A 22122-nucleotide genomic window follows, 5' to 3' on the forward strand; every position below is an offset into this window, starting at 1 on the left:
CTCCCGCCGCGTCACCTTCTTCTTCATTGCGTCACGAAGGCCGGGAATGGCTGGCTGCTTAGGCATCGGCGGGCTCCTCTGTCATCCGCCAGAATCCTACCAGATCACGCCGAAATGGGGAGGTTCTTCAGAGAGTCCTTAATCTGCTTTACCATCTGAATGGTTGAGACTCGACGCGTGAGAGAAACTATCGGCAATTTCATTTCTCCTACCGAAAATTTTTACAGAACCGCTTGTCGCTCGATCCGTCCAATAATGCCCAATTAATTCAAATGGCGGACTACCAATCACTTTGTACTTGAAGCTGCCATAGTGTATTTCACTGACTTTGGATCTAAGGAGGATGGATGGATCACTTTGGTATATACCATATAAATAGGCCGCACCATCGTCTTGGATATCAAAGCTTCCTGAAATTAAAAAAGAGTCAGCTTGCTCCGTCATTAGGCGAACAGAAATAGATGAGAATGTTTGACGTATAGACGCGTAACCCTCAATTTCTTGAACTCGCTCACCAGTTTCTGGGTGGACATAGGAAGACTGCAGGTTGACCTGCCACGTGCCGTTCAGATTAGGCCTTTTACAAAAGGCCATTATCGGTCGAGTCTTCCATAGATGCTTGTCAAAGAGCCAGAGCGATGATGTGAGTACTGCCAAGGTAAGCGAGTACGGCTTAGCGTGGTCCCACGATAGCTCGATTCCCAGTATCCAAAGGAACCCTCCCCAAACCACGGTGGCAATGATAAGCAGAACTGAGACAGAAAACCGATTGAGCAAGGAGGCCTCCGTGTGTCATGATCTGAAGCAAGCACTTGCCGAACTGCGGCACGTTGAACTTCCTTTTCACCCGATCATACTGGTTTTTGCAACAGGTGAAGTATCCCGTGAAGATTGCTTACCTATGAGACGGTCGCCCATGCCCGAGGTCGGAGCACCGTTCGATGCGACTGTCGCTCAGGTTTTGACTGCAGCTGTTCAGCTTAACCCAAGTGTGCATGACGGTGCGGTGATCTTTCGACGTGCTAGCAAAGGCGAACCATATCGTTTGTCAGCATGGTCAATGAGAATTGTCAGTAGGCATGAGCCTCATGCTCCAGAGCCAAATCTTGGCTCCGCTTACAATAGTGTACTCTCACTATCCATGGCCCAAAACGTCGATATGTGCTGCACGATTGCTCCCGGCAGATTAATTTTTTTCGAGAGTGGACAGGCTTATTGGTATGACGAGTGACGCGACTCGACTGCCAGAAAGTGATCAGTCAGCAGATGTCCATCTTACCCCGCTTTACGATCGATCAGCATTGAGACGTCCTGTACGCTCGGTAAGTAAACACTTCAAAGAGTGCTGCATAGCAGCGCCATAAAGGTTGCGAATGTCGGCTGTGGGCCGGACTTGTCAGCTTCAAATGTGACTCCAAGCCGCTCGTTGCCAAACCACCGAGAGCAAAGCGCACCCCGCCCGGCGATCCCGGGCGGGGCGGTCTGCTGTCAGTCGCCGTTGCGGCGGGTGTTGGGGCGCGACCAGATGAGGCTGTAGGTTTCTTCGCCGCCCTCGATCACCGTGTCGTCGAAGAGGTTGGCGTAGATCGGCTGGGTGAAGCTCGGGTCGTCGAGCTTGAGGCTCAGGTAGTCGCGGCCCTCGGTCGAGCGTTTGGACCAGGCGGCGCCGATCTCGGCACGGCCGACGAAGACGCGGTGGGAGGGGGCGTTGTCGTTCGGGGTGCTGTCCTCGGGGACGATGCGGACGGCTTTCGCCTGAACGCTCAGGGTGACGATTTCGCCGACGTATTCGCTGCCGGTCTTCTTGAAGGTTCCGATGGTGGCCATGTCATATCTCCTTTTGGCTTGTCCGAGCCCGCGCCTTTAGCGGCCTCGATGGCGATCGTCAGGACCGGGACGATCCGCCGACGCAGCCCCTGTGGCCCGCAGCGCCAGCGGAGGACGGCAAGGCCGGTCTTTCTTGTTCCGCGAGGAATGGCGGACCCGATATTGTTCGGGGGCGCCAGGGGAAGAAAGTCCGGACCGGCCGTTGCGGCCAAGGCGGTCGAGGCGTCAGCCGATCCCGGTCAGATCAGCCGCTGAGAGGCCCGCAAGGGACGCGTGGCGCTATGCCATGGATGAGGGAATGACAGGCTACCTTTGGATCGCGCAAGATCCCGGCAGCATGCGTCGTGCAAAAACAGGCTATAGCGTGCAGCCAGAAACGGTGCATGTCCTGGACGTGCCTCGCTACTCCGGGATTGCCCCCTCTCGCCGTGTCTGTGCTTGTCTGCCGTGATGTTCGGTCTGCCGGCGATCCAGGTGCATGCGCGACCGGGGTCATGCGCTTCAATGTGGGTCTCAGTGATCTGGCTTTGCTTGGCCGGTCCCGCCCAACCGCAACGCTGCGGTGTCGGCGAGGATCGAGACCTTTTGAAGCAATCGGTTGCGGCGCACACTGACGACGTCGCTGACAGCATGCTGCTGCGGAAGCTTCACCGGGCGTTCAGTGTTCGTCGTAAGACCTGTGCGGATGCGGGTCGGACATGGCGCTGACCTCGGACCAACCCGTTACCCGCGCCCAAGCGGTCCCGCCCACAACCAGCGCGCCCAGCCAGGACAAGAAGGTGATGGTGAAGGTCCCCGCGCTGCCGAATTCGGCAAGACCCTTTGCTGCATGAAACCCGGCGATCCCGGCGGGGACCGCGTAGATCAGACCGATGGCGAGTTTGAGTGGGGCCCAACGGATGCGGTCAAAGGCGAATTCTCCGAGAGCGGCGACGAAGCCGCCGATGAAGAGGCCCGCAATGATCGACAGGAAAACGCCTTGGCCCGTTTCATACAGATACATGCCCGAAGTCAGCCCGATCGCGAAGGGCAGGGCGTAGACGGCCAGGTTGAACAGGATCCAGCAGAGGGCACCAAGGCCGAACAGCGTGAAGAGGGTGGAGAAAAACATGAGGCACTCCTTTCGAGAACAAGGATCGCGCCGCCACCTCCTCCATTGGCACGGGCAGATCATAGCAGAAAACGGCCCACCCCGGGAGAGACCGGGGCGGGCGTCGGCGGAAATCCGGTCATGCCGGTGGGGCGGCTTTCGGACGAAAGTCGAAGAGGGGAATGCCCATCGCGCGGGCCTTGTCAGCGAGATTTTCGGTGATGCCCGAGCCCGGGAAGACGATGAGGCCGATGGGCAGGGTGTCGAGCAACTGGTCATTACGCTTGAACGGAGCCGACTTGCCGTGCCGCGTCCAGTCGGGTTTGAAGACGATCTGCGTCACCTCGCGGTTGTCGGCCCAGGCGGCGGCAATCCGTTCGGCCCCGCGCGGTGCGCCACCGTGCAACAGGACCATGTCAGCGTGTTTCGCGTGGACGCGGTCGAGGGCCGCCCAGATGGCCGCGTGATCGTTGCAGTCCAGCCCGCCGGTGAAGGCGATCTTCGTGCCTTGGGGCAGGAGCGGTTCCAGATCGGCCCGGCGCTTGGCGGCGATGTGATCGCGGCTGTCGATCAACGAGGCGGTCAGGGTGCGCCGGTTCACGTGGCTGCCCGTGCGCGGGTGCCAGGTCTGGCCGAGATGCGCCTCGAAGCCCTCGGCCGCGAGATCGCGCATGGCCTCAAAGGCATTGCGCCGCTCGATGAGCGTGATGCCCTCCGCGATCAGGGTCTCGAGCTCGACCGAGCGAACTTCGGATCCGTCCTGTTCGCGCTGTGCCCGTTTCTGCGCCTGTTCGTTGCTGTCGAGATCCCGGCCTGTCCGCGTCGCCATGCGGTGAAACAGGTTCGTGGTGGACCAGAGCAGATCTTCGAGGTCTGGTTCCAGCCGCGTGTCGGACAGCGTCGAGGCGAGCGCGTCGAAAATGTCGACGACGGCGGTGCGAATGGCGTCGGGCTCCGGCAAGGGGCGGGGATCGGGCTCGTCGGTGAAGGGGCGCCAGCCGTAGAGCTGCAGTTCCTCGAGCACGACGGCGGTGGAGGATCGGGTTTGAAGATGTGTGTCGGTCATGATGTCGTCTCCGTTTGTCGAAGACCGCGCCTCTCGCGGCCTTCCCGGGCAACGGAAAAGCGGGGGCCGGGCGGGTCTGCATTCTCAGGGGTCCCCGTCGCGCCCGCGCGATGGGGTGGAACCGGAGCGCAGCGGAGGACGGCCATGGCCGTTGTGGGCCCGTCCGGGCTCTGCTCCGTTTTGCCCGCTCTCGGAAGGCTGGAAGGCGTGGCTCAGATCGCGGAGGCGCTGGCCGGCTGCGCCGATCCCGATCAATCGATGGCGTGGTCGAGGAAGGTCACGGCATCCTCGGGCACCAGTTGCGGACGCAGATGCGCGCGCAACGCGTCGCGGCCAATTGCCCGCAGATCGTCATTGAAATCGCCGAGACGGGGGGAGAGGTGGATCGCGTCGATCCCGGCCCCCATGGCCCGATGCGCAAGTTGGTCTGCGGCGGACAGGCCTGCCGGATCGGCATCGACGGCAATGTAGAGGCGGCGAAGATCGGCGGGCAGCTGCAGGGCTGCGAGATGATTGGCGGACAGAGCCGCCACCGCAGGCAACTCCGGCAGCGCAAGATGCAGGGAGAGCATGGTCTCCAGCCCTTCGCCTGCGGCCAGCACGCTGACCGGTTTGCCGATGCGAACACCATGGCCGAGGAGATTGCCCATCGCCTTGCGCGGTGGAATGACCGGGGCCTTGTCCGCAGTGGCGGGGTCAAGCCAGGTGCGGTGCAGGCCGGTAAGCCGTTCATCGAGGTCCGTCACCTTGGCGAGCAGGGCGGGCCAGGCCTCGGGCGGGTCTGTCAGCGCTTGATCCTCGCGCCAGTAGAAGCAGTTCGGGTGAAACCGAAGACTGTCGAGATGGCCCAGCCCTGTGAGGCCGCGCCCTGCGAGATAGCGTTCTGCCAAGGTGCCAGACATGGGCTGGCCCATGGCCCAGAGCCGCCGCGCTGCCTCGGGTGAGCCGCGAGAGGCTGGCGGATTGGCGGCGCGGTGCCTGTCCGTCTGCGGCAGGCTGAGAAACCCGCGCGCTTCGTCCAGCGTGTCCCTCAGCGTGGTGATCCCCATGTTCAGGGCGATCAGGTCCAGAAGGTCCCCATGCTGCCCGGTTGCGGAATCGGTCCATTTTCCGGCGGCGCCAGGACCAGAGATCGGACCGGTCAGTCTGACATAGAGGCTGCGGCCCGGTGTGTTCTGCACATCGCCCACGATCCAGTAGCGGCCCTGTTTGCGCCCGTTCGTGAGACAATGCCGGCACACCGCCTCGGCATCCTCGGCAAGGCGGCGCGCGATGTCGGCGGCGGGGCTGTGCATGTTCTGTGCCTCCTGTCGTGGATAGAAAAAGGGGCCCGCCATTTCTGGCGGACCCCGGCTGCCGGAACTCGGGGGAAGGAGCTCCGACCTGCTCGAAGGTCACTCGGCGGCTGTCCGGGCGAAGGCGTCACCGGCGACGGGATCATCTTCGCCCAAAGGTTCGGAATCTCCGATAGCCGGTTCGCCGCCGTCTTCCGCCGATTGCGCTTCGCCGGTGTCGGGATCGTCGTCCGAAGGTCCTCCATCGGCGGTGTCAGCGTGGTCGATCAGTTCGATCTCCGGTGCGTCCTCTTCCGGCAGCGGCGGCGTGCGCAACGGTTCGGGTAGCCAGCCGGTGTCGGTGAGCAAGTCCTCCACAGCGGTCACCATCTCGGCCTTCTTCAGCCCGGCGATCCGGTCGGCGGCGTCTTCGCCCTTCGCCTCGCGCACGGCCTCGAGGATGCGGGCCTTGGTCACGCGGCCGAGGTAGCTGTCACCCCTAGCCGTCCAGCCCGCCTCGGCCATGTTTAGCCCTACGGTCCCGGCCAGCACATCCGCATGCGCGATGGCGCGCGGCCGGCGTTGGTAGGGGTCGTGGACCGCATTCACGCTCATCGCCACGCAATGGGCGAAGAGCGCTTCGCGGCTGCAGCTGTCGAACTCGGTCAGCGCGTCCCAGAGGTTTTCGGAGGCCTTCGGCAGGTTGCGCGCCCAGGTCTCGTGGCGCTGGTCGATGGCCTGCGCGTAGGCCGTGTCGCCGAGGCCCGGCACCTGCGATCCGAATCCCGCGTTGCGCGGTTCGATCTCGACGCAGCTGTCGACGGCGTAGCGGTAGAAGAGCCGCAGGACCATCGCGTGCAGGGCCGCGAGGAAGGCGACCTGTGGATCCTGGGCCAGCGCATTGCGCAGTGCCAGGGTGCGATGGGCCGTCAGTTCCATGACGAGGCGGTCGGAGAGCGGTTTCAGGCCGTCGTCCTCTTCCTCCTCGTCGTCGAGGGCGGGTGCGATGGGATCATCCGCGTCGTCGATGGTCGGCGCTTCGGACGCGACATCGCCGAGGTCCTCCACCTCTTCCACAGGCTCATCCTCGGGCCGCACATAGCCGCGTTCGACCCGCAGTCGCCCGGAGCTGTCGATGCTGACGAAGGCTCCCGCCAGCGCGAGATCTTCTGCCTCGTACTGGATCGGACGCGCCTCGAGTGCCTCCATCGCCTCCTCGATCTCGCCCAGCCTGGTATCGACGTCGTCGGGCAACTCGTCGGCCTCTGCATGCTCGGCCTCGAGCGCGTCGTATTCAGCCTTCAGCGCCTGGTAGCTGGCGGCTTCCTCACATGTCATCGGCACCGCCTCGCCGTGAATGCGCCGCATCCCGAAGGTGTGGCCATAGGGGAATTCGGTATCGACCTCGACCCATTTCCAGCCCTCGGCACGGACCGCCTCGGCATCCTCGGCCAGCTTTTCGCGCGCCATGACGTCGAGCAAGGCTGCATCCTGCAGCCAGCCGCCGTCGTCCTGCTGGAACAGGTCGCGCAGGATTTCGCCCCCGGCCTCAACGTAGTCGCCCGTCCCGACGAACTGCGCCCGCTTGTCCGAAGCCCGCACCGCGCCTTCGGTCAGCATGCGGCGGATCTCGTAAGGCTGCCGGGAATAGTGCCGCTGCAGCGCCTCCCAGACTTGGCTTTGCCGTGCGTGATCGGGATTGACAGTGAAGGCCATGAGCTGGTCGAGCGTCATATCCTCCTCGGCATAGGCATCGTGCAGCGAGGGCGCGACGGCGGCGAGCTTCAGCCGCTGCTTGACCACGCTGGCCGAGACGAAGAAGGCCGCGGCGATCTCCTCCTCGGTCCGGCCTTTCTCGCGCATCGCCTGAAACGCGCGGAACTGGTCGAGCGGGTGCAGCGGCGCGCGCTGCACGTTCTCGGCGAGGCTGTCTTCCTCGGCGAGCCCATCGGTGCGCACAATGCAGGGGACCAGTGCTGTCTTGTTCATGCGCTTCTGTTTGACGAGCAGCTCGAGCGCCCGGAATCGCCGCCCGCCGGCGGGGATCGTGTACGTGCCGGTCTCGGCGCCGCTGTCGTCCAACACGGGCCGCACGGTGATGGAACTGAGCAGCGTCCGCCGCGCGATGTCCTCCGCCAGCTCCTCGATCGACACGCCCGCCTTGACGTGGCGCACGTTCGACTGGCTGAGCATCAACTTGTTGAAGGGAATGTCGCGCGAGGCGCTGAGGGTGATTTTCTGTTGCTTGGTCATCGGGATTACTCCGCGACGGGCCAGCCGGGAGCCACTCTCCCGACCTCCAAACCCGTCACGGAAAACCCGGCAACCCTCTTACTCTTGAGACACCACATGGCTCATATGGACTTGCAAAACAATCCATATGAGCTTATATCATCAGTCAAACTAGGAAGGAGCGCCAACATATGGAAAACGTTGTTCTGAAACGTCCTGCGCCGGATCGGCAGGGGGTCGCTCTTAAGGCCTTCGCCCGGATCGCGGACGCCTGGTCGCTCACCTTGCGTGAGGCGGCAGCACTGGCGGATATGTCGGACTCGACCTGGAAGAGAGCGAAGAAGCCCGATTTTGCGGGGGATTTGACGCGGGACCAGATGCTGCGCCTGAGCGCGCTGATCGGCCTCTACAAGTCGCTTGAGCTTTACTTCAACGAGCCGATCTCGCGGGACTGGGCGAAGCTGCCGAACCGAGGTCCGGAGTTTGACGGCGCGCGGCCCGTGGACGCGATGATCGAGGGAGGATTGCCCAAGATCCTGCGCGTGCGGGGCTATGTCGATGCGCTGCGGGGCGGGGTTTGAGGATCACGTCGGTCAATGACCGTGCCTTTGTCAGGCTGATTTCCGAGACCCATCACAAGCCGCCGGTGCTGCGGGGGCTGGTCGACAGCGACGAGGAGGCCGCGATTCTCGCCGAGATCGAAGGCGAGACCAGTGCCCGCCTGATCGCCGAAGCGCAGGGCAGTCCCGCGCTCGACCGCCGAGAACTGGCCTTCGCGCGGCGGTCGCTTGACCTGACCCTTTACGGTCAGAGCCATATCAACGCGGCATTCACCTACACGAGGCCCAAGGGCAACCGGTTCAACACTGGCGACCGCGGTGCGTGGTACTGCGCTTGGGACATGCTGACGAGCGCGCAGGAAGTTGGGTTTCACCGGACCCGCGAGTTAGGTTTCATCGGCCGCTACGAGGACGAGGCACGCTACGTCGAGTTGCTGGCGGATTTCATCGGGGATTTCCCGGATCTGCACCCAGACCTGCACGGCGAGGCGCATGCGGCGCTCGATCCGGCCCCCGAGCGGGGTTACCCGGCCGGCCAGCGTCTCGCCGCCGACTTGAGGGCAGAGGGGCATCGTGGGCTGATCTACCCATCCGTGCGGCACCCGGGCGGGCGGTGCTTCGTCGCCTTCGATCCCGGTATCATCCAGAATGTCCGCCCGGGCGCGAGCTGGAAGCTGGTCTGGCAAGGTGCGCCCGAGTTCACGGTCGAGGGGCTATAGCGCCCCTCGAAATCTTCATTCAGTGGTTGAGATTATCTCGATAAAGGTTTGAACAGCGTACGTATTCAACGCAATCATACCTTCTCCAACAAGACCTTCGCCTTGCCCTCCATCACCAACCGCGCATCCTGCTGCGGCTTCGACCGGGCCACCGCCGTGATCCCCTGCACGAAGTCGAAGACGCTCTCGGGCGGGCGGCCTTCCTCGGCCAAGACCGTCTCGACAATCCGCCCGGTCTCGGCCTTCGAGAACCCGCGCTTTCGCAGGAAATCCTGACGGTCCTCGTCCGACCGCGCGACGATCTTCTCCCGCGCCGCGCGGATGCCGTCGATGAACGGCGCGGGCGAGGACTCGGCGAAGCGGCTGAGCGCCGGGGCGGCCTCATGCGCGAAGCGGGAGGCGGCGTATTTCGAGTGCCGGATCGTGATCTCCTGGAAATCCTCGACGCCCCAGAGGTTGCGGTTCTGGCAGACCGCGCGCAGGTAGAAGCTGGCGATGCCGAGCGTCTTGGCGCCGACCTCCGAGTTCCAGCAATAGAATCCCCGGAAATAGAGGTCGGGCGAGCCGTCGGGCAGCAGCCCCGCCTCGATCGGGTTGAGGTCATCGACGAGGAACAGGAACACGTCGCGGTCCGAGGCGTAGAGCGTCGTCGTCTCCTTCGTCACGTCGACGCGCGGGTTGTAGATGCCCGTCGACCAGTCGAGCACGCCCGGCACCTTCCAGCGCGTGTCGCCCGTACCGTTGCCCGCGATGCGCTGGACGGCGGAAACGAGTTCGTGGTCGTAGATGCGGCCGTAGTCGGGGCCAGTCACGGCGCGCAGCTCCGTGCGGCCATCCGCGACCTCCATGGTCTTGATCTGCTCGGCACGGTGGTTGGTCAGCCCGTATTGCAGGTTGATGCCCGCCAGCGGCGCCGGCAGTTGGCGCAGATAGGCGGCGGGCGCGCCGACGAGGCTCGAGAGCTGGCCAAAGGACCAATGCGTCGGCGCGATGGGTTCATCCGCACCGGGCAGGACCAGCCCCAGCTTCTCCGGGTTGTCGCGATGCGCCTCGACCCGGATCGCAGCACTTTCCACCGTGCGCGTCCGGCTCCGCTCCGCTCGGCCCTTGACCGAGGCGAAGAGGTCGTCGAGCGACAGATAGCGCTCGTCATCGGGCCGCGAGAACCATTCCGACGACACGCGGTCCACATTCGTGCCGCGCGACACATCCACCTTGTAGCCGCCGCTGATGTCACGCCCGGCATCGATAATCTCGGTATTCATGGGTTTTCTCCCGCGACGGGCGGCCGAAAGCCTCTCTCTCGACCTCCAAACCCGTCACGGGCCGGGACGGCACCCCTCTGACTCTCGGATCACTCGGCCGCGCGGGTCTCGAGCGGGGAAGGGGCGCGCGACGCGGCAAGCCGGTGCAGCGTTTCCGGGCGGATATGCGTGTACCGGCGCAGCATTTTCCAATCCTTGTGGCCGGTGACCAGCGAGACCTGTTCGATCGCGAAGCCGGCCTCGAACAGGCGGCTTGTGCCCTCATGGCGTAGATCGTGGAAATGCAGGTCCTTCACGCTGACCTCGACGCAGGCGCGCCGGAAGGCCGTTCCGACCGATTTCGAGTTGTAGGGAAAGATCCGGCCCCTTGCGTGCCCGAGTTCCTTGGCCTGTTCGGTGACCAATGCCCAGGCATCGAACCCCGTGGCGGCGAAGAGTGGTATCCGCTGGTCGTTTCCGGTCTTGTTGCGCGGGTCCTTCCTATCGCGGATGAGGAGCATCCGTCGGTCGACGTCGAGATCGGTCCATTCGACGCGGCAGATTTCGTCGAGCCGCATGGCCGTGGCCACCGCGAACTTGACGATCCGCGTCATCGGCAGGGTCAGGCGTTCATTGTCATCGAAGCAACGGAAGAGGCGGTTCAGCTCGTCCGTGGTGGGGCGGCGGTCCCGCTCGGTGCCTTTGCCGATGAGGCCGAGCCGCTTGAGCGCGACACGCGCCAGATCAACGGGTTCGGGAGAGATGTCGAGCCCGTGCACGGCTGCCGCATGGGTGATGATCATCTTGATCACGCCGATATCGATGCTGAGGGTCACCGGACCGGCACCTTGCTCGGCGCGCATCTTGCCGTAGTCGATCAGCTTTTGCCGGTCGAGGTGCCCGACTTTCTCCTTCCCGAGATCGCGCTTGAGCGTCTTGAGCGTGGCGGCCTTGCTGCGACGCGGCGGTTTGCCTACCTCGCACATATCGATTATGTGGAGATCGATGAGGTCGCCAAAGGTCTGGAGGCGGGAAACGGACGACTTGTTCGGCGCCAGCCCCTGATCGACCCGGGTCTCCGCTTGGCGGGCCCAACGATGGGCGTCGTCGCGGCGGAGGAACGTCTCGCTCGCGTAGCGGCCCTTTCGTCTGATCTGGACCCGGTATGCACCGGAGGGGAGCTTGGTGATGGAAGCCATTTTCATGTGCGCTGTGTGTGCAATGAGTCGTCGTAGAGGGGCAAATTCGGGGATATTGGGGCGTATTCCAGCGTAGCAGCATCCGCCGCCAACAGTTTGAAGATACACAAAAAATGCAGATAAATCAACACGCTAGATTGTCTATTGCGCCGATGATGGACTGGACCGACCGTCATTGCCGCTATTTCCACCGGCTGATGACGCGGCATGCGCTGCTCTATACCGAGATGGTCACCGCGCCCGCGCTCATTCATGGCGACCGCGACCGGCTGCTGGGGTTCGACCCGGCGGAACATCCCGTGGCGCTGCAACTGGGCGGTTCGGACCCGCATGACCTGGCCCAGGCGGCGCGGATCGGGGCGGAGTTCGGCTATGACGAGATCAACCTCAATGTCGGCTGCCCCTCGGACCGGGTGCAATCTGGGGCCTTCGGTGCTGTGCTGATGGAGCGCCCCGGCCTGGTCGCCGATTGTGCCGCCGCGATGATCGCCGCAAGCCCCGCCCCGGTCACCGTCAAATGCCGCATCGGTGTCGATGACCAGATCCCGGAGGAGGTGCTGCCCGCCTTCCTGCGCACGGTCAGCGCGGCGGGCGTCACGCGCTTTGCCATCCATGCGCGCAAGGCCTGGCTGCAAGGGCTCAGCCCCAAGGAAAACCGCGACATCCCGCCACTGAACTATCCGCTGGTTCATGCCATGAAGGCCGAATTTCCGCATCTTCACCTCTCGGTCAATGGCGGCGTCACCAGCCTGGCCGAGGCGCAGAGCCACCTCGATGCGGGCATGGACGGGGTGATGATCGGGCGCGCGGCCTATCACGAGCCCGCAAACACGCTGCTCGACGCCGATGCCACGATCTTCGGCGCAGGCAAGTCTTCGAAGACCGCCGAGGACATCGCCCGTGCCATGCTGCCCTATATCGAGCGCCACCTGTCGGCAGGCGGTCGGCTGAACCAGATCACCCGGCACATGTTGGGCCTCTTCGCGGGCCGCCCCGGCGCGCGGCACTGGAAACGCACACTGTCGGAACGCGCGCATCTGCCCGGCGCGGGGACGGAGGTGATCGAGGCCGGCCTCTCCGCCATCCGCCAATTCGCCGCCTGACCGCCCGCTTTCCTTTCCCGTCCGCGCCTGCAATACCTGACGCAGCCGTTACCCCCCGAAAGGCCCCCGCCCATGCCCGAGTTGTCCCAGGTCCTGCCGCTCCTGGCCCTGATCATGGCGATCGGCGCCTTTGCCGGTGTGGTCGCGGGCCTTCTTGGGGTGGGCGGCGGCATCATCCTGGTCCCGGCCTTCTTCTTCGCCTTCGCAGCCCTTGGCTACGAGACGCCGGAGCTGATGCAGATCTGCCTTGCCACCTCGCTGGCCACAATCATCGTGACGTCGCTGCGCTCGGTCATGGCGCATCACAGGAAGGGCGCGGTCGATTGGGGGATATTGCGCGCATGGGGGCCGGGGATCGCCATCGGGGCGGTGCTTGGCGTGGTGGCGGCCAGCGGCTTGCGCAACGAGGCGCTGATGGTCCTCTTCGGGGTGCTGGCGCTGGCGGTCGGGCTTTACCTCGCCTTCGGGCGCGCGCATTGGCGGCTCGGGGATGAGATGCCGGGCGGATGGGCACGGGCGATCCTGTCGCCGCTGGTGGGCTTCCTGTCGGTGCTGATGGGGATCGGCGGCGGCAGTTTCGGGGTGCCGCTGATGACGCTCTATGGCCGTCCGATCCACAACGCGGTGGCGACGGCGGCGGGCTTCGGCGTGATCATCGCGGTGCCCTCGGTCCTGGGGTTCCTGATGGTCAGCGGCGACCACCCCGACCGGCCCCCCTTCATGGTGGGCCAGGTCAACCTGGTGGCCTTCGCCGTTGTCGTGGCGATGACGCTGATCACGACGCCCTGGGGCGTGCGGCTGGCCCATGCGATGGACCCCAAGCCGCTGAAACGCGTCTTCGCGGTCTTCATCATGATCATGGCGCTCAACATGCTGCGCAAGGCGTTCTGGGGCTGACGGGGCCAAGGGCTTTCGAAAGCCCTGATCCGAAATTTCGAAATTTCGGTCGCCCGGAACCCGGCCATCCCCCCCCCGGCGTTGATCCTCGTCACCCAGTAAAGAGGAGCCCACCCCATGCCCATCGACCCGCTTTCCGACCTCAAGATCATCGTGACCGGCGGAGCCAGCGGCATCGGCAAGGCGACGTCCAGACTTCTGGCGCAAGGCGGCGCTCGACGAGTCCTGCCATGATGATTGGTCCGCCGCCGTCTCGCGCGCAGGGGGCGCCCAAGACAAAGAGCATCGACGAGGATTCGATCACGCAGCAACCCATCGCGCGCCTCGGCCAACCCGAGGAGGTCGCGCGCCTGGTCCGGTTCCTGCTGACCGAGGCGACATTCTCGACCGGGTCGGAGTTCGTCATCGACGGCGGCACCACGGCGGGGCAGGTGGTGGATTTCCCCGACGACTGACCCGGGGCGGGGCGCGAGGGCTTTCGAAAGCCCTCATCCGAAATTTCGGCCCCGCTTATTTCTCGGGGATCAACCCGCGCGGGGCAAAGCGCAGCATCACCAGCAGGAATATCCCCATCGTCAGCAATCGCATATGCGCCGCCGAGTCGATCAGGTGCTCGCGCAGCGGGTTGTCGGCGGCCATGCCGCTGGTGACGAACTCCAGCAATGCCAGGCCCATCGGCTCGACCATGATCCACAGCCACCAGATCAGGAACCCGCCCAGGACCGCGCCCCAGTTGTTGCCCGATCCGCCGACGATCACCATCACCCAGACCAGGAAGGTGAAGCGCAGCGGGTTATAGCTACTGGGCACAAGCTGGCCGTCCAGCGTCGTCATCATCGCACCGGCCAGCCCGCAAACCGCCGAGCCCAGGATGAAGATCTGCAAATGCCGGCGCGTGACGTTCTTGCCCATCGCCGAGGCCGAGACCTCGTTGTCGCGGATCGCCCGCATCATCCGGCCCCAGGGGCTGTTCAGGGCCATCTGGCTCAGCCAGATCAGCGCCAGGATCACGACGATGAACAGACCTGCATAGCTGAGCTTGACGAAGATCGACGAGAAGCTGACCACATTGGCCCCGATCCGGTCCGACAGCGCGATGAACCACTCGGCCCGTTGCAGGTCGATCTCGTAAGGCACGGGGCGGGGCAGGCCGGTCACGTTCTTGACGCCCCGGCCCAACCAATCCTCGTTCTTCAGCACCGCGATGATGATCTCGGCAATCCCGAGCGTCGCAATCGCCAGGTAGTCCGAGCGCAGCCCAAGCGCCACCTTGCCCACGATCCAGGCCGCGCCCGCCGCGAATAACCCGCCCACCGGCCAGGCCAGCACCACCGGCAGGCCAAGCCCGCCCAGATAGCCGGTGAGCGCGGGATCGACGCTCTCGATCGCGTCGCGCGCGGGGTCGAAGATCGCGCGGTAGATGACATAGCCCGCGATCAGGACCGCCAGCATCGCCGCAACCCGGACCCAGCCCCTCGGCAGCCGCGTCCAGACCACAACCGCGCCCGCGATGGTCGCGGCCCCCGCCAGCAACGCCAGCAGGATGCGCGGACCGCCCGCGGCCCAGGCCTCCGGCACCGGCGGCATCGAGACCAGCACCGCGGCCAGCCCGCCAAGCGCCGTGAATCCCACGATCCCGACATTGAACAGCCCCGCATAGCCCCATTGCATGTTCACGCCCAGGGCCATGATCGCCGAGACCAGCCCCATGTTGAAAATGCCAAGCGCCGAGTTCCAGGACTGCATCATGCCGGTCCCGATGAAGAGGATGGCGACCAGTCCGAAAAGCAGGATATTGCGTGGTTCCACCCGTGTCATACCGCTTTCCCCCTGAACAATCCGGTGGGCCGGAACAGCAGCACGATCAACAGGATCGCAAAGCTCACCGCGAATTTGTAATCGGTCGACAGAAGCTGCATCAGCCCCTCGGGCATCCAGTCCTCGGGCAGCACATGGCCCGCCACGCGGCGGAACGCATAGGTCACCGAGATCTCGGAGAACGCGATCACGAAACCGCCCGCGATGGCCCCCACCGGGTTGCCGAGCCCGCCGACAATGGCCGAGGCGAAGATCGGCAGCAGAAGCTGGAAATAGGTGAAGGGCTTGAAGCTCTTGTCGAGCCCGTAAAGCACGCCCGCCGTGGTCGCCAGCGCCGCCACGATGATCCAGGTGATCAGCACGACGCGTTCCGGGTTGATGCCCGACAGCAGCGCCAGATCCTCATTGTCGGAAAAGGCGCGCATCGACTTGCCGGTGCGGGTGCGGTTGAGGAACCAGAAGAGGGCAATGACCACAAGGATCGCCGTGACCAGCGTGATCCCCTGGCTGGTGCGGATCGCCAGCCCCTCGTCAAGACCGGTGAGGCTTTGAAAATTGCGCGCCGAGACGATGAAGCGCTCGCCATCCGCGAACCGCTGATCCCCCACGCCGATGATGAAGCGCACCAGCCCGTTCATGATGAACATGACGCCGAGCGAGGCGATCACGTAGATCACCGGTTTCGCCTTCTGCGCCCGGTAGAAACGATAGACCACCCGGTCGGTCCCGATGAGCAACAGCGCCGTCACCGCGATCCCCACCGGCAGCGCCAGCAAAGCGGTCGGCAGCGGCCCCAGCGACACGCCCGCGCCCTGCAAGCCCCAGGTCACCAGGATCGTCACCATCGCCCCGAAGGCCATGGTGTCGCCATGCGCGAAGTTCGAAAACCGCAAGATACCGTAGATCAGCGTCACGCCAAGCGCGCCAAGCGCCAGTTGCGCGCCATAGGCGGTGGCCGGCACGATCACGAAATTCGCCAAGACAACGATGGCGTTCAGCAGGTCCATGACGGGCCTCTCCCCCTGGTTTCGTCCCCGCGCTGAATGGCGGGTTTTCGCCATAAGGGCAAGGCTTTCGACACCGGCACGGCCCTCATTGCGCCGCGGCCTCGCAGGTGCCGAACCCCGTCACCGCCTGCGGCCGGATATGGGGTTGATGCAGGGTTAGCACCAGGTTGCCATTGTCGGCGAAACTGATGATCTGCACCGCCTGCGTCTCCTCGTTGGTGTGCATCAGCGTGCGCAGGCCGGTGGGCTCCAGCGCCCCCTCCGGCGCGGGGATATTGGCGATCTCCTCGTAATCCGAGGGCAGTTCGGCGTTCCAGTCCACCGACCAGACACCGCCCTCCTGCGCAATCGCGATCTCCTGGTCGAGGTCGGAACAGGCCGAGATCTCGATGCAGATGATCGAAAGGGTGCAGGTCAGGCTGACCTCCTGGGCGTAGCCGGGCAGGGGCGACAGGCAAAGGGCGGCGATAGCGGCGCGTGTCAGCATCAAAGAACCTCGCATTGGCCGATGGCGGTCAGGGCGACGGGGCCTTGGCCCGATCGCAGGATATGCCGGGAATGGATGGCCTCGCCGGAGGGGAAAACCGTGATCAGGATGCGGCTGGCCGGATCGCGGCTGACGAAACTCAGCGTGTCGGAGCCTTCGGGCGTCACATCGGCCACCGGCACCTGTTCCGCGTCCGAAACCACCCATAGCCCCGGCTCATGGTCGATGAGTGCGATCTCGACGGTGAAACTGGCGCGGTCGCAGGCGTCACCGGCGCAGACCGGCCGGAACAGGCAGACCAGCGGCGTCACCGCGTGGGCGGGGACGGGCAGGGCGATCAAGAGCAGGGGCAGCAGGCGGGCAATCACAATTGCGTCTCGCAACTCAGGAACCGGATCTGCGCCTCGGGCGCGGGGCCGGCCCCGCGCGCGGTCCAGATCACATGCGGCTCGGCGGCAAAGACAAGCTGGTTCCAGGTCTCCGCCGCGCCGGCCCATGTCACGGTGCGATCCGCCGTAACCTCTGCGTCGAACCCGGCCCCGGCGATGGTGATGCGGAAATCTCCCGCGCCATCCGGGCCGACATCGACGGGGTCAAGTGTGAAATCGAATGGCTGGCGCGTCGCCGTGCATTGCCCGCCCGCATCGCAAGAGGAAGTGACCTGGCAGGTCACGGAAATGCGCGCGCCCTCGGCCAGCGCCTGCGCGGGCAGGCCCAGAGCCAGGGCCAGACCAAGGACCGCGCGCAAGATCACTTGCTGCCGCCGCCGGGGGTGCCACCGCCTGCAGTATCGCTGGCGCCGATCTCGGTGCAATTTCCCATCAGCCGGTAATGCGCGATGGTGTCGCCGATCAGCATGTTGCCCAGGAACACGACCTGGCCCGAGGCGACGGTGGCCATTTCGATGCCCGTGCTGTTGACAAAGACGAAATGCGTCGCCTCGCCGCTGGTCGAAACGTCACCCTCGAAGGGCGAGCCCTCCTGCACCATGCGGCCCTCGCCGGTCTCGGCATCCAGGTAGTATTCATGCACCCGGTCAATCGGCGAACAGCCGCCCGAGGAGGTTCGGCACGCCTCGTACATCTGGCAAGAATAGCTGCGTATCTCGGCCATCGCGGGGCTGGCCAGGGCCACAAGGCCCGCTGCAATCACATATTTCATAAGTCTTATCCTCCAAGAAAACTGCGGCGCACCTCGGGGTCGTTCAGCAATGCCTTGCCGGTATCGGTGTAGGCATTCCTCCCCTGCACCAGAACATAGCCCTTGTCGGCAATATCAAGCGCCTGACGGGCGTTCTGCTCGACCATCAGGATCGAGATGCCGGTGCGGGCGACCTCGATGATGCGGTCGAACAATTCGTCCATCACGATCGGGCTGACGCCTGCCGTGGGTTCATCCAGCATGAGCAGTTTTGGCCGAGTCATCAAGGCCCGACCGACGGCCACCTGCTGGCGCTGACCGCCCGACAGCTCGCCCGCGGGCTGGCGCCGCTTGTCCTTGAGGATCGGGAAGAGGTCATAGACCTGCGACAGGGTGCCCGAGAAATCGTCGGTGCGGATGAAGGCGCCCATCTCCAGGTTTTCCTCAACTGTCATCGAGGTGAAGATGTTCGAGGTCTGCGGCACGAAGCCCATGCCATGCGCCACGCGGGCCTGTGGCGTCAGGTGGGTAATATCCTCGCCATCCAGCCGGACGGCGCCTTCGCGCAGGTCCAGCATCCCGAAGACGGCCTTCATCGCGGTGGATTTGCCCGCGCCGTTCGGCCCGACGATAACCGCGATCTCGCCCTTCTCCACGGCGATGGTGCAGTCATGCAGGATGTCCGCCCCCTTACCATAGCCGCCGGTCATGGCCTCGCCGATCAGGAACGGCCCGCCGGGGGCGGGTGTGGCGCGGTCATGCTGGCCCCTGGCGGGCGTCAGCGTGCCGATCCCGTCGGGGTTGCCGATCGAGAGATCCTTGTTGCCGCGTCCGGAATAGGGTTTGTCGCTCATCGGGCAATTCCCCTCGCATCCGCGCCGGGGGGTGTACAGGGGGTGCATCGGGGGGTGTACGGGGGGCACCCCCCCATTTTCGCGGATTTTTCCATCACGCGGTTTCCTTGTTCTTCAGCCCGGTGCCAAGATAGGCTTCGATCACATGCTCATTGGCCTTGATCTCCTCCAGGCTGCCCTCGGCCAGCACTTTCCCTTCCGCCATGCAGATAACCGGATCGCAGATTTTTCCAATGAAATCCATATCATGCTCGATGACGACAAAGGTATAGTTGCGCTCCTTGTTGAGGCGCAGGATGGCGTCGCCAATGGTGTTGAGCAGCGTCCGGTTCACGCCCGCGCCGACCTCGTCCAGGAACACGATCTTGGCATCCACCATCATCGTGCGGCCCAGTTCCAGCAGCTTCTTCTGGCCCCCCGAAAGGTTCCCCGCGCGTTCGTCTGCAAGGTGGGAAATCGTCAGGAAATCAAGCACTTCATCGGCCTTCTTCGCCAGCGCGCGTTCCTCCTCGGCGATGCGTTTGCGGTGCATCCAGGTGTTCCACAGCGTCTCGCCCAACTGATCGCCGGGCACCATCATCAGGTTCTCGCGCACCGTCATCGACGAGAATTCATGCGCGATCTGGAACGTGCGCAGCAGCCCCTTGCCAAAGAGGACATGCGGCGGCAGCCCGGTAATATCCTCGCCATCCATCTCGACGCGGCCCGAGGTCGGTTCAAGAACGCCCGCGATCACATTGAAAAGAGTGGTTTTTCCGGCCCCGTTGGGTCCGATCAGCCCGGTGATTGATCCGGGCTGGATGCTGAGGCTCGCGCCATCCACGGCGTGAAAGCCGCCGAAATGTTTGTGCAGGTCGTGAACGGTGATCATGCGGCGGTCATTCCCAAGAAAAACAGCCCGGCCTGGAGCCGGGCTGTCAATGTTTTCAAGTGCTTGCGCGGCTCAATGGAACTGGATCGTGGTCAGCTCGCCGCCCTGCATCTCGGTCTCGCGATAGGTGCCCGCGGCCTCGCCGGGGCCGACCAGCTCGACCGAGCTTGCGCCGACATAGTCGATCTCGCCACCCTCGGCCAGGATCTCCAGCGCGCGGCCCAATTCGCCGGGCATGATTTCCTCACCCGGTGCGTTGGCCACGGCCTCGATCATGCCGGCATACTCGCCCGCATCCGTCGATCCCGCCGCCTGCATCGCCAGGATGATCAGCGCCGCCGCGTCATAGCCTTCCGCCGAATAGACGCCCGAGCCGTCAATCCCGGCTTCGCTTGCAAGGGATTGATAAGCCTCGATTCCATCGCCCTGGCTGCCGGGGTTGGTGCCGAAGCTGCCGTCGATATCGCTGCCGAACGTGTCGCCAAGCGCGTCACCGATCATGCCGTCACCGAAGGCAAAGGTGTCGAATGCGCCGGTATCAAGGGCTGCCTGAACCACGCCCGCACCGCCCTGGTCGACATAGCCGAGCACGACCAGGACATCACCGCCCGCAGCCGCCAGCGCGCCGACCTCGGCCGAATAATCCGCGCGCCCGTCTTCATGGGCCGCGACCAGCGTTACGGTGCCGCCAAGCTCCTCGTAGGCGGCGGAGAGCGCATCGGCGAACCCGAGGCCATAGTCGTTGTTGGTATAGGTGATCGCGATGCTCTCGAAGCCGCGATCCATGATCACGTTGGCCAGCACTTCGCCCTGGCGCGCATCCGACGGTGCGGTGCGGAAGAAGAGGCCGTTATCCTCGATCTCCGACAGCGCGGGCGAGGTCGCGGCGGGCGAGATCATCACGATCCCGTTCGGCACGCCCACGTTGGACACGGCGGCGGTGGTCACGCCCGAACAATCGGCGCCGACGATGCCCGCCACCTCGTCCGAGGTCACCAGGCGTTCGGCGGCGGCGGTGGCGGCTGAGGCATCGACACAGGTTGCATCGGCGCGCACCGGCGTCACGGTCATGCCGTCCATGAAGTTGCCGCTTGCGGTGGCTTCCGCCATGGCCAGTTCGGCGCCGCCCGCGATGGCGGGCACCAGCGATTCAATCGGCCCGGTGAAGCTGAGCAGGACGCCGAGGCGCACTTCATTGCCATGCGCATCGGCAAAGGCCGCACCCGAAAGGGCTGCGGTGGCCGCGGTGGCCAGCAGGATCTTTTTCATGTCTCTCTCCCAGTTGGACAGTGTTGTCTGGGGCCAAGTTAGGCCGCGGCGGGGCGATTGAAAAGGGCCGATTTGGTCCTTTCATGCCGGACAACGAGGGGGCTTTCGCCCGGGCCTGCAACTTGGCACAGTCCGCGCAACCGACCCCGGAAAGGACTGCCCCATGCCCGCGCCGCGAAACCCCCTGAAATCGGCCCTATCACAGGGGCGGCTGCAACGCGGCCTCTGGCTCAACCTGTCCTCGGGCCTGGTGGCCGAGATGGCCGGACAGGCCGGGTTCGACTGGTGCCTGATTGACGGCGAACACGGGCCCTGGGATCCGTCTGCGATCCGCGCGCAACTGATCGCGCTGGAGGGGACGGGGACCGCGCCGGTGGTGCGGGTGCCGACGGATGCCGACTGGATCCTGAAACAGGTGCTGGATCTGGGTGTGCAATCGGTGCTGGTGCCGATGGTACATTCAGCCGACCAGGCCCGCACGGTGGTGCGCGGCCTGCGCTACCCGCCCGATGGCGTACGGGGGCAGGGCGCGATGGTGGCCCGCGCCTCCGGGTTCGGCGCCATTGCGGATTATGCCGAGACGGCAAATGATCAGATCTGCTGCCTGGTGCAGGCCGAAAGCCGCGCCGCGCTGGACGACCTCGACGCGATTGCGGCCGTCGAAGGTGTCGATGCGGTTTTCATCGGTCCCGCCGACCTCGCCGCCGATATGGGGCTCTCCATCGACGCGCCGGACCTGCGCCGCGCCATCGCCGGGGCCATCCCCCGCATCCGCGCCGCCGGAAAAGCCGCCGGGATCATCTGCCCTGATGCCGATTTCGCCCATTACACCGGGCTTGGCGTCACCTTCCTGGGGATGGGATCGGACGCGATGCTGCTGCAAGCGGCGCTGGCCCGCCTTGCCGGAACGGAGATCCCATGATCCTCGTCGATGCCGATGCCTGCCCGGTGAAGGAGGAGGTCACCCGCGTTGCCCTGCGCCACAAATGCCCGGTGCGGTTCATCGCCAACGAGGGGCTGCGCTTGCCCGATCATCCGCTGATCTCGATGCAGGTGGTCGATGCGGGCTTCGACGCCGCCGACGATGCCATCGCCGAGGCCGCCGGTCCCGACACGCTGGTCATCACCTCCGACATCCTGCTGGCCGATCGCTGCCTGAAAGCGGGGGCCGCGGTGATGGACCCCAAGGGCCAGAGCTTCTCCGCCGCCTCCATCGGGGCGCAGATCGCCACCCGCGCGATCATGGCCGATCTCCGCGCCGGTCTGGACGGCCAGGGGATCGGCGGGCAGCGACCGTTTTCGCAAAAGGACCGCAGCCAGTTCCTGAACGCGCTGGAAAACGCCCTGCGCAAGCTGCCCCGTTAATCCCGCATCGAGGTCACAGGCAGTTTGCGTTTGATCCGAATCGAAAGACGCTGCCTCGCCCCGCGGTCGAACGCGCCTTTCGATACTGTCTGGATCAGAT

The 22122-nt window shown here is 64.6% G+C and carries 26 protein-coding genes; 9 read left to right on the forward strand and 17 right to left on the reverse strand.

What is annotated here, in order from left to right:
* Positions 1-138: 138 nt before the first annotated feature.
* On the reverse strand, positions 139-594 hold the full coding sequence (locus AC13C7_RS06615) for a Cap15 family cyclic dinucleotide receptor domain-containing protein (protein ID WP_482866975.1): 456 nt from the start codon (positions 592-594) through the stop codon (positions 139-141).
* Positions 595-787: 193 nt separating this feature from the next.
* Between AC13C7_RS06615 and AC13C7_RS06620 the strand changes: the two genes are divergently transcribed.
* Entirely contained in the window at positions 788-1231 is a 444-nt protein-coding gene (locus AC13C7_RS06620; RefSeq protein ID WP_162631124.1) for a hypothetical protein, read from the forward strand.
* Positions 1232-1488: 257 nt separating this feature from the next.
* On the opposite strand, the gene AC13C7_RS06625 is transcribed toward AC13C7_RS06620, so the two are convergent.
* The 5 genes from AC13C7_RS06625 to AC13C7_RS06645 all read right to left on the reverse strand — a co-directional run bounded on the left by AC13C7_RS06625 (position 1489) and on the right by AC13C7_RS06645 (position 7510).
* Entirely contained in the window at positions 1489-1827 is a 339-nt protein-coding gene (locus tag AC13C7_RS06625) for a DUF736 domain-containing protein (protein ID WP_482866976.1), read from the reverse strand.
* A 658-nt stretch (positions 1828-2485) separates the two neighbouring features.
* Positions 2486-2938, reverse strand: a complete 453-nt coding sequence (locus AC13C7_RS06630; protein ID WP_482866977.1) for a hypothetical protein — start codon at positions 2936-2938, stop codon at positions 2486-2488.
* Positions 2939-3056: 118 nt separating this feature from the next.
* Positions 3057-3983 (reverse strand): DUF2493 domain-containing protein, encoded by a 927-nt coding sequence (locus tag AC13C7_RS06635; protein ID WP_482866978.1) that lies wholly within the window; start codon positions 3981-3983, stop codon positions 3057-3059.
* Positions 3984-4234: 251 nt separating this feature from the next.
* Complete coding sequence (locus tag AC13C7_RS06640; protein WP_482866979.1) at positions 4235-5278, reverse strand: DUF7146 domain-containing protein; 1044 nt, start codon at positions 5276-5278, stop codon at positions 4235-4237.
* A 99-nt stretch (positions 5279-5377) separates the two neighbouring features.
* Positions 5378-7510 carry a ParB/RepB/Spo0J family partition protein gene (locus AC13C7_RS06645; protein ID WP_482866980.1) on the reverse strand — a complete coding sequence of 711 codons (2133 nt, stop codon included), beginning with the start codon at positions 7508-7510 and terminating at the stop codon, positions 5378-5380.
* 170 nt (positions 7511-7680) lie between these two features.
* Here AC13C7_RS06645 and AC13C7_RS06650 point away from each other — a divergent pair, with 170 nt between their 5' ends.
* Together AC13C7_RS06650 and AC13C7_RS06655 are read left to right on the forward strand one after the other, a co-directional pair.
* Positions 7681-8070: an antitoxin Xre-like helix-turn-helix domain-containing protein gene (locus tag AC13C7_RS06650; protein ID WP_482866981.1), complete on the forward strand. Its 390-nt coding sequence runs from the start codon at positions 7681-7683 to the stop codon at positions 8068-8070.
* Positions 8067-8768 carry an RES family NAD+ phosphorylase gene (locus AC13C7_RS06655; RefSeq protein ID WP_482866982.1) on the forward strand — a complete coding sequence of 234 codons (702 nt, stop codon included), beginning with the start codon at positions 8067-8069 and terminating at the stop codon, positions 8766-8768. Before AC13C7_RS06650 ends, AC13C7_RS06655 begins: the two co-directional genes overlap by 4 nt.
* A 74-nt stretch (positions 8769-8842) precedes the next feature.
* Here AC13C7_RS06655 and AC13C7_RS06660 read toward each other — a convergent pair whose 3' ends face one another.
* Both AC13C7_RS06660 and AC13C7_RS06665 read right to left on the reverse strand, forming a co-directional pair.
* A complete protein-coding gene (locus tag AC13C7_RS06660; RefSeq protein ID WP_482866983.1) occupies positions 8843-10033 on the reverse strand; it encodes a DUF932 domain-containing protein in 1191 nt (396 codons plus the stop codon).
* 89 nt (positions 10034-10122) lie between these two features.
* On the reverse strand, positions 10123-11211 hold the full coding sequence (locus tag AC13C7_RS06665) for a site-specific integrase (protein ID WP_482866984.1): 1089 nt from the start codon (positions 11209-11211) through the stop codon (positions 10123-10125).
* 113 nt (positions 11212-11324) lie between these two features.
* On the opposite strand from AC13C7_RS06665, the gene dusA reads away from it, so the two are divergent.
* The 4 genes from dusA to AC13C7_RS06685 all read left to right on the forward strand — a co-directional run bounded on the left by dusA (position 11325) and on the right by AC13C7_RS06685 (position 13666).
* Positions 11325-12314, forward strand: a complete 990-nt coding sequence (gene dusA / locus AC13C7_RS06670) for a tRNA dihydrouridine(20/20a) synthase DusA (protein ID WP_482866985.1) — start codon at positions 11325-11327, stop codon at positions 12312-12314.
* Positions 12315-12386: 72 nt separating this feature from the next.
* Positions 12387-13211 carry a sulfite exporter TauE/SafE family protein gene (locus AC13C7_RS06675; RefSeq protein ID WP_482866986.1) on the forward strand — a complete coding sequence of 275 codons (825 nt, stop codon included), beginning with the start codon at positions 12387-12389 and terminating at the stop codon, positions 13209-13211.
* 117 nt (positions 13212-13328) lie between these two features.
* Positions 13329-13445: an SDR family oxidoreductase gene (locus AC13C7_RS06680; protein WP_172319060.1), complete on the forward strand. Its 117-nt coding sequence runs from the start codon at positions 13329-13331 to the stop codon at positions 13443-13445.
* Complete coding sequence (locus AC13C7_RS06685; RefSeq protein WP_172319062.1) at positions 13442-13666, forward strand: SDR family oxidoreductase; 225 nt, start codon at positions 13442-13444, stop codon at positions 13664-13666. The genes AC13C7_RS06680 and AC13C7_RS06685 overlap by 4 nt, the downstream gene beginning before the upstream one ends.
* Positions 13667-13721: 55 nt before the next feature.
* Here the strand turns inward: AC13C7_RS06685 and AC13C7_RS06690 are convergent, their stop codons facing one another.
* The 9 genes from AC13C7_RS06690 to AC13C7_RS06730 form a co-directional block, all read right to left on the reverse strand.
* Positions 13722-15029 (reverse strand): branched-chain amino acid ABC transporter permease, encoded by a 1308-nt coding sequence (locus AC13C7_RS06690; protein ID WP_482866987.1) that lies wholly within the window; start codon positions 15027-15029, stop codon positions 13722-13724.
* Positions 15026-16036 (reverse strand): branched-chain amino acid ABC transporter permease, encoded by a 1011-nt coding sequence (locus AC13C7_RS06695; RefSeq protein WP_446117561.1) that lies wholly within the window; start codon positions 16034-16036, stop codon positions 15026-15028. The genes AC13C7_RS06690 and AC13C7_RS06695 overlap by 4 nt, the downstream gene beginning before the upstream one ends.
* 85 nt (positions 16037-16121) lie before the next feature.
* On the reverse strand, positions 16122-16523 hold the full coding sequence (locus AC13C7_RS06700; protein WP_474888229.1) for a hypothetical protein: 402 nt from the start codon (positions 16521-16523) through the stop codon (positions 16122-16124).
* Positions 16523-16891, reverse strand: a complete 369-nt coding sequence (locus AC13C7_RS06705; protein WP_482866988.1) for a hypothetical protein — start codon at positions 16889-16891, stop codon at positions 16523-16525. Before AC13C7_RS06705 ends, AC13C7_RS06700 begins: the two co-directional genes overlap by 1 nt.
* The gene (locus AC13C7_RS06710; protein WP_482866989.1) at positions 16888-17271 is read right to left on the reverse strand and encodes a hypothetical protein; all 384 of its coding nucleotides are present in this window, start codon (positions 17269-17271) and stop codon (positions 16888-16890) included. The genes AC13C7_RS06705 and AC13C7_RS06710 overlap by 4 nt, the downstream gene beginning before the upstream one ends.
* A gap of 2 nt (positions 17272-17273) precedes the next feature.
* Positions 17274-17684 (reverse strand): hypothetical protein, encoded by a 411-nt coding sequence (locus tag AC13C7_RS06715; RefSeq protein ID WP_482866990.1) that lies wholly within the window; start codon positions 17682-17684, stop codon positions 17274-17276.
* A 5-nt stretch (positions 17685-17689) separates the two neighbouring features.
* Complete coding sequence (locus AC13C7_RS06720; RefSeq protein ID WP_482866991.1) at positions 17690-18517, reverse strand: ABC transporter ATP-binding protein; 828 nt, start codon at positions 18515-18517, stop codon at positions 17690-17692.
* 94 nt (positions 18518-18611) lie between these two features.
* Entirely contained in the window at positions 18612-19388 is a 777-nt protein-coding gene (locus AC13C7_RS06725; protein ID WP_172319078.1) for an ABC transporter ATP-binding protein, read from the reverse strand.
* 72 nt (positions 19389-19460) lie between these two features.
* Complete coding sequence (locus AC13C7_RS06730) at positions 19461-20657, reverse strand: ABC transporter substrate-binding protein (protein ID WP_474888224.1); 1197 nt, start codon at positions 20655-20657, stop codon at positions 19461-19463.
* Positions 20658-20820: 163 nt separating this feature from the next.
* Here AC13C7_RS06730 and AC13C7_RS06735 point away from each other — a divergent pair, with 163 nt between their 5' ends.
* Positions 20821-21579 carry an HpcH/HpaI aldolase family protein gene (locus AC13C7_RS06735; RefSeq protein WP_482866992.1) on the forward strand — a complete coding sequence of 253 codons (759 nt, stop codon included), beginning with the start codon at positions 20821-20823 and terminating at the stop codon, positions 21577-21579.
* Positions 21576-22022 carry a YaiI/YqxD family protein gene (locus AC13C7_RS06740; protein ID WP_482866993.1) on the forward strand — a complete coding sequence of 149 codons (447 nt, stop codon included), beginning with the start codon at positions 21576-21578 and terminating at the stop codon, positions 22020-22022. Before AC13C7_RS06735 ends, AC13C7_RS06740 begins: the two co-directional genes overlap by 4 nt.
* Positions 22023-22122 lie beyond the last annotated feature (100 nt).

Source organism: Alterinioella sp. B-7 (assembly GCF_056857775.1).

Coding starts and splice junctions, on each gene's coding strand:
- AC13C7_RS06720 (WP_482866991.1), bottom strand. CDS start 18,517: ATGAGCGACAAACCCTATTCCGGACGCGGCAACAAGGATCTCTCGATC.
- AC13C7_RS06660 (WP_482866983.1), bottom strand. CDS start 10,033: ATGAATACCGAGATTATCGATGCCGGGCGTGACATCAGCGGCGGCTAC.
- AC13C7_RS06665 (WP_482866984.1), bottom strand. CDS start 11,211: ATGGCTTCCATCACCAAGCTCCCCTCCGGTGCATACCGGGTCCAGATC.
- AC13C7_RS06735 (WP_482866992.1), top strand. CDS start 20,821: ATGCCCGCGCCGCGAAACCCCCTGAAATCGGCCCTATCACAGGGGCGG.
- AC13C7_RS06645 (WP_482866980.1), bottom strand. CDS start 7,510: ATGACCAAGCAACAGAAAATCACCCTCAGCGCCTCGCGCGACATTCCC.
- AC13C7_RS06685 (WP_172319062.1), top strand. CDS start 13,442: ATGATGATTGGTCCGCCGCCGTCTCGCGCGCAGGGGGCGCCCAAGACA.
- AC13C7_RS06630 (WP_482866977.1), bottom strand. CDS start 2,938: ATGTTTTTCTCCACCCTCTTCACGCTGTTCGGCCTTGGTGCCCTCTGC.
- AC13C7_RS06695 (WP_446117561.1), bottom strand. CDS start 16,036: ATGGACCTGCTGAACGCCATCGTTGTCTTGGCGAATTTCGTGATCGTG.
- AC13C7_RS06690 (WP_482866987.1), bottom strand. CDS start 15,029: ATGACACGGGTGGAACCACGCAATATCCTGCTTTTCGGACTGGTCGCC.
- AC13C7_RS06680 (WP_172319060.1), top strand. CDS start 13,329: ATGCCCATCGACCCGCTTTCCGACCTCAAGATCATCGTGACCGGCGGA.
- AC13C7_RS06675 (WP_482866986.1), top strand. CDS start 12,387: ATGCCCGAGTTGTCCCAGGTCCTGCCGCTCCTGGCCCTGATCATGGCG.
- AC13C7_RS06615 (WP_482866975.1), bottom strand. CDS start 594: ATGGCCTTTTGTAAAAGGCCTAATCTGAACGGCACGTGGCAGGTCAAC.
- AC13C7_RS06715 (WP_482866990.1), bottom strand. CDS start 17,684: ATGAAATATGTGATTGCAGCGGGCCTTGTGGCCCTGGCCAGCCCCGCG.
- AC13C7_RS06725 (WP_172319078.1), bottom strand. CDS start 19,388: ATGATCACCGTTCACGACCTGCACAAACATTTCGGCGGCTTTCACGCC.
- AC13C7_RS06635 (WP_482866978.1), bottom strand. CDS start 3,983: ATGACCGACACACATCTTCAAACCCGATCCTCCACCGCCGTCGTGCTC.
- AC13C7_RS06625 (WP_482866976.1), bottom strand. CDS start 1,827: ATGGCCACCATCGGAACCTTCAAGAAGACCGGCAGCGAATACGTCGGC.
- AC13C7_RS06700 (WP_474888229.1), bottom strand. CDS start 16,523: ATGCTGACACGCGCCGCTATCGCCGCCCTTTGCCTGTCGCCCCTGCCC.
- AC13C7_RS06730 (WP_474888224.1), bottom strand. CDS start 20,657: ATGAAAAAGATCCTGCTGGCCACCGCGGCCACCGCAGCCCTTTCGGGT.
- AC13C7_RS06640 (WP_482866979.1), bottom strand. CDS start 5,278: ATGCACAGCCCCGCCGCCGACATCGCGCGCCGCCTTGCCGAGGATGCC.
- dusA (WP_482866985.1), top strand. CDS start 11,325: ATGCAGATAAATCAACACGCTAGATTGTCTATTGCGCCGATGATGGAC.
- AC13C7_RS06740 (WP_482866993.1), top strand. CDS start 21,576: ATGATCCTCGTCGATGCCGATGCCTGCCCGGTGAAGGAGGAGGTCACC.
- AC13C7_RS06650 (WP_482866981.1), top strand. CDS start 7,681: ATGGAAAACGTTGTTCTGAAACGTCCTGCGCCGGATCGGCAGGGGGTC.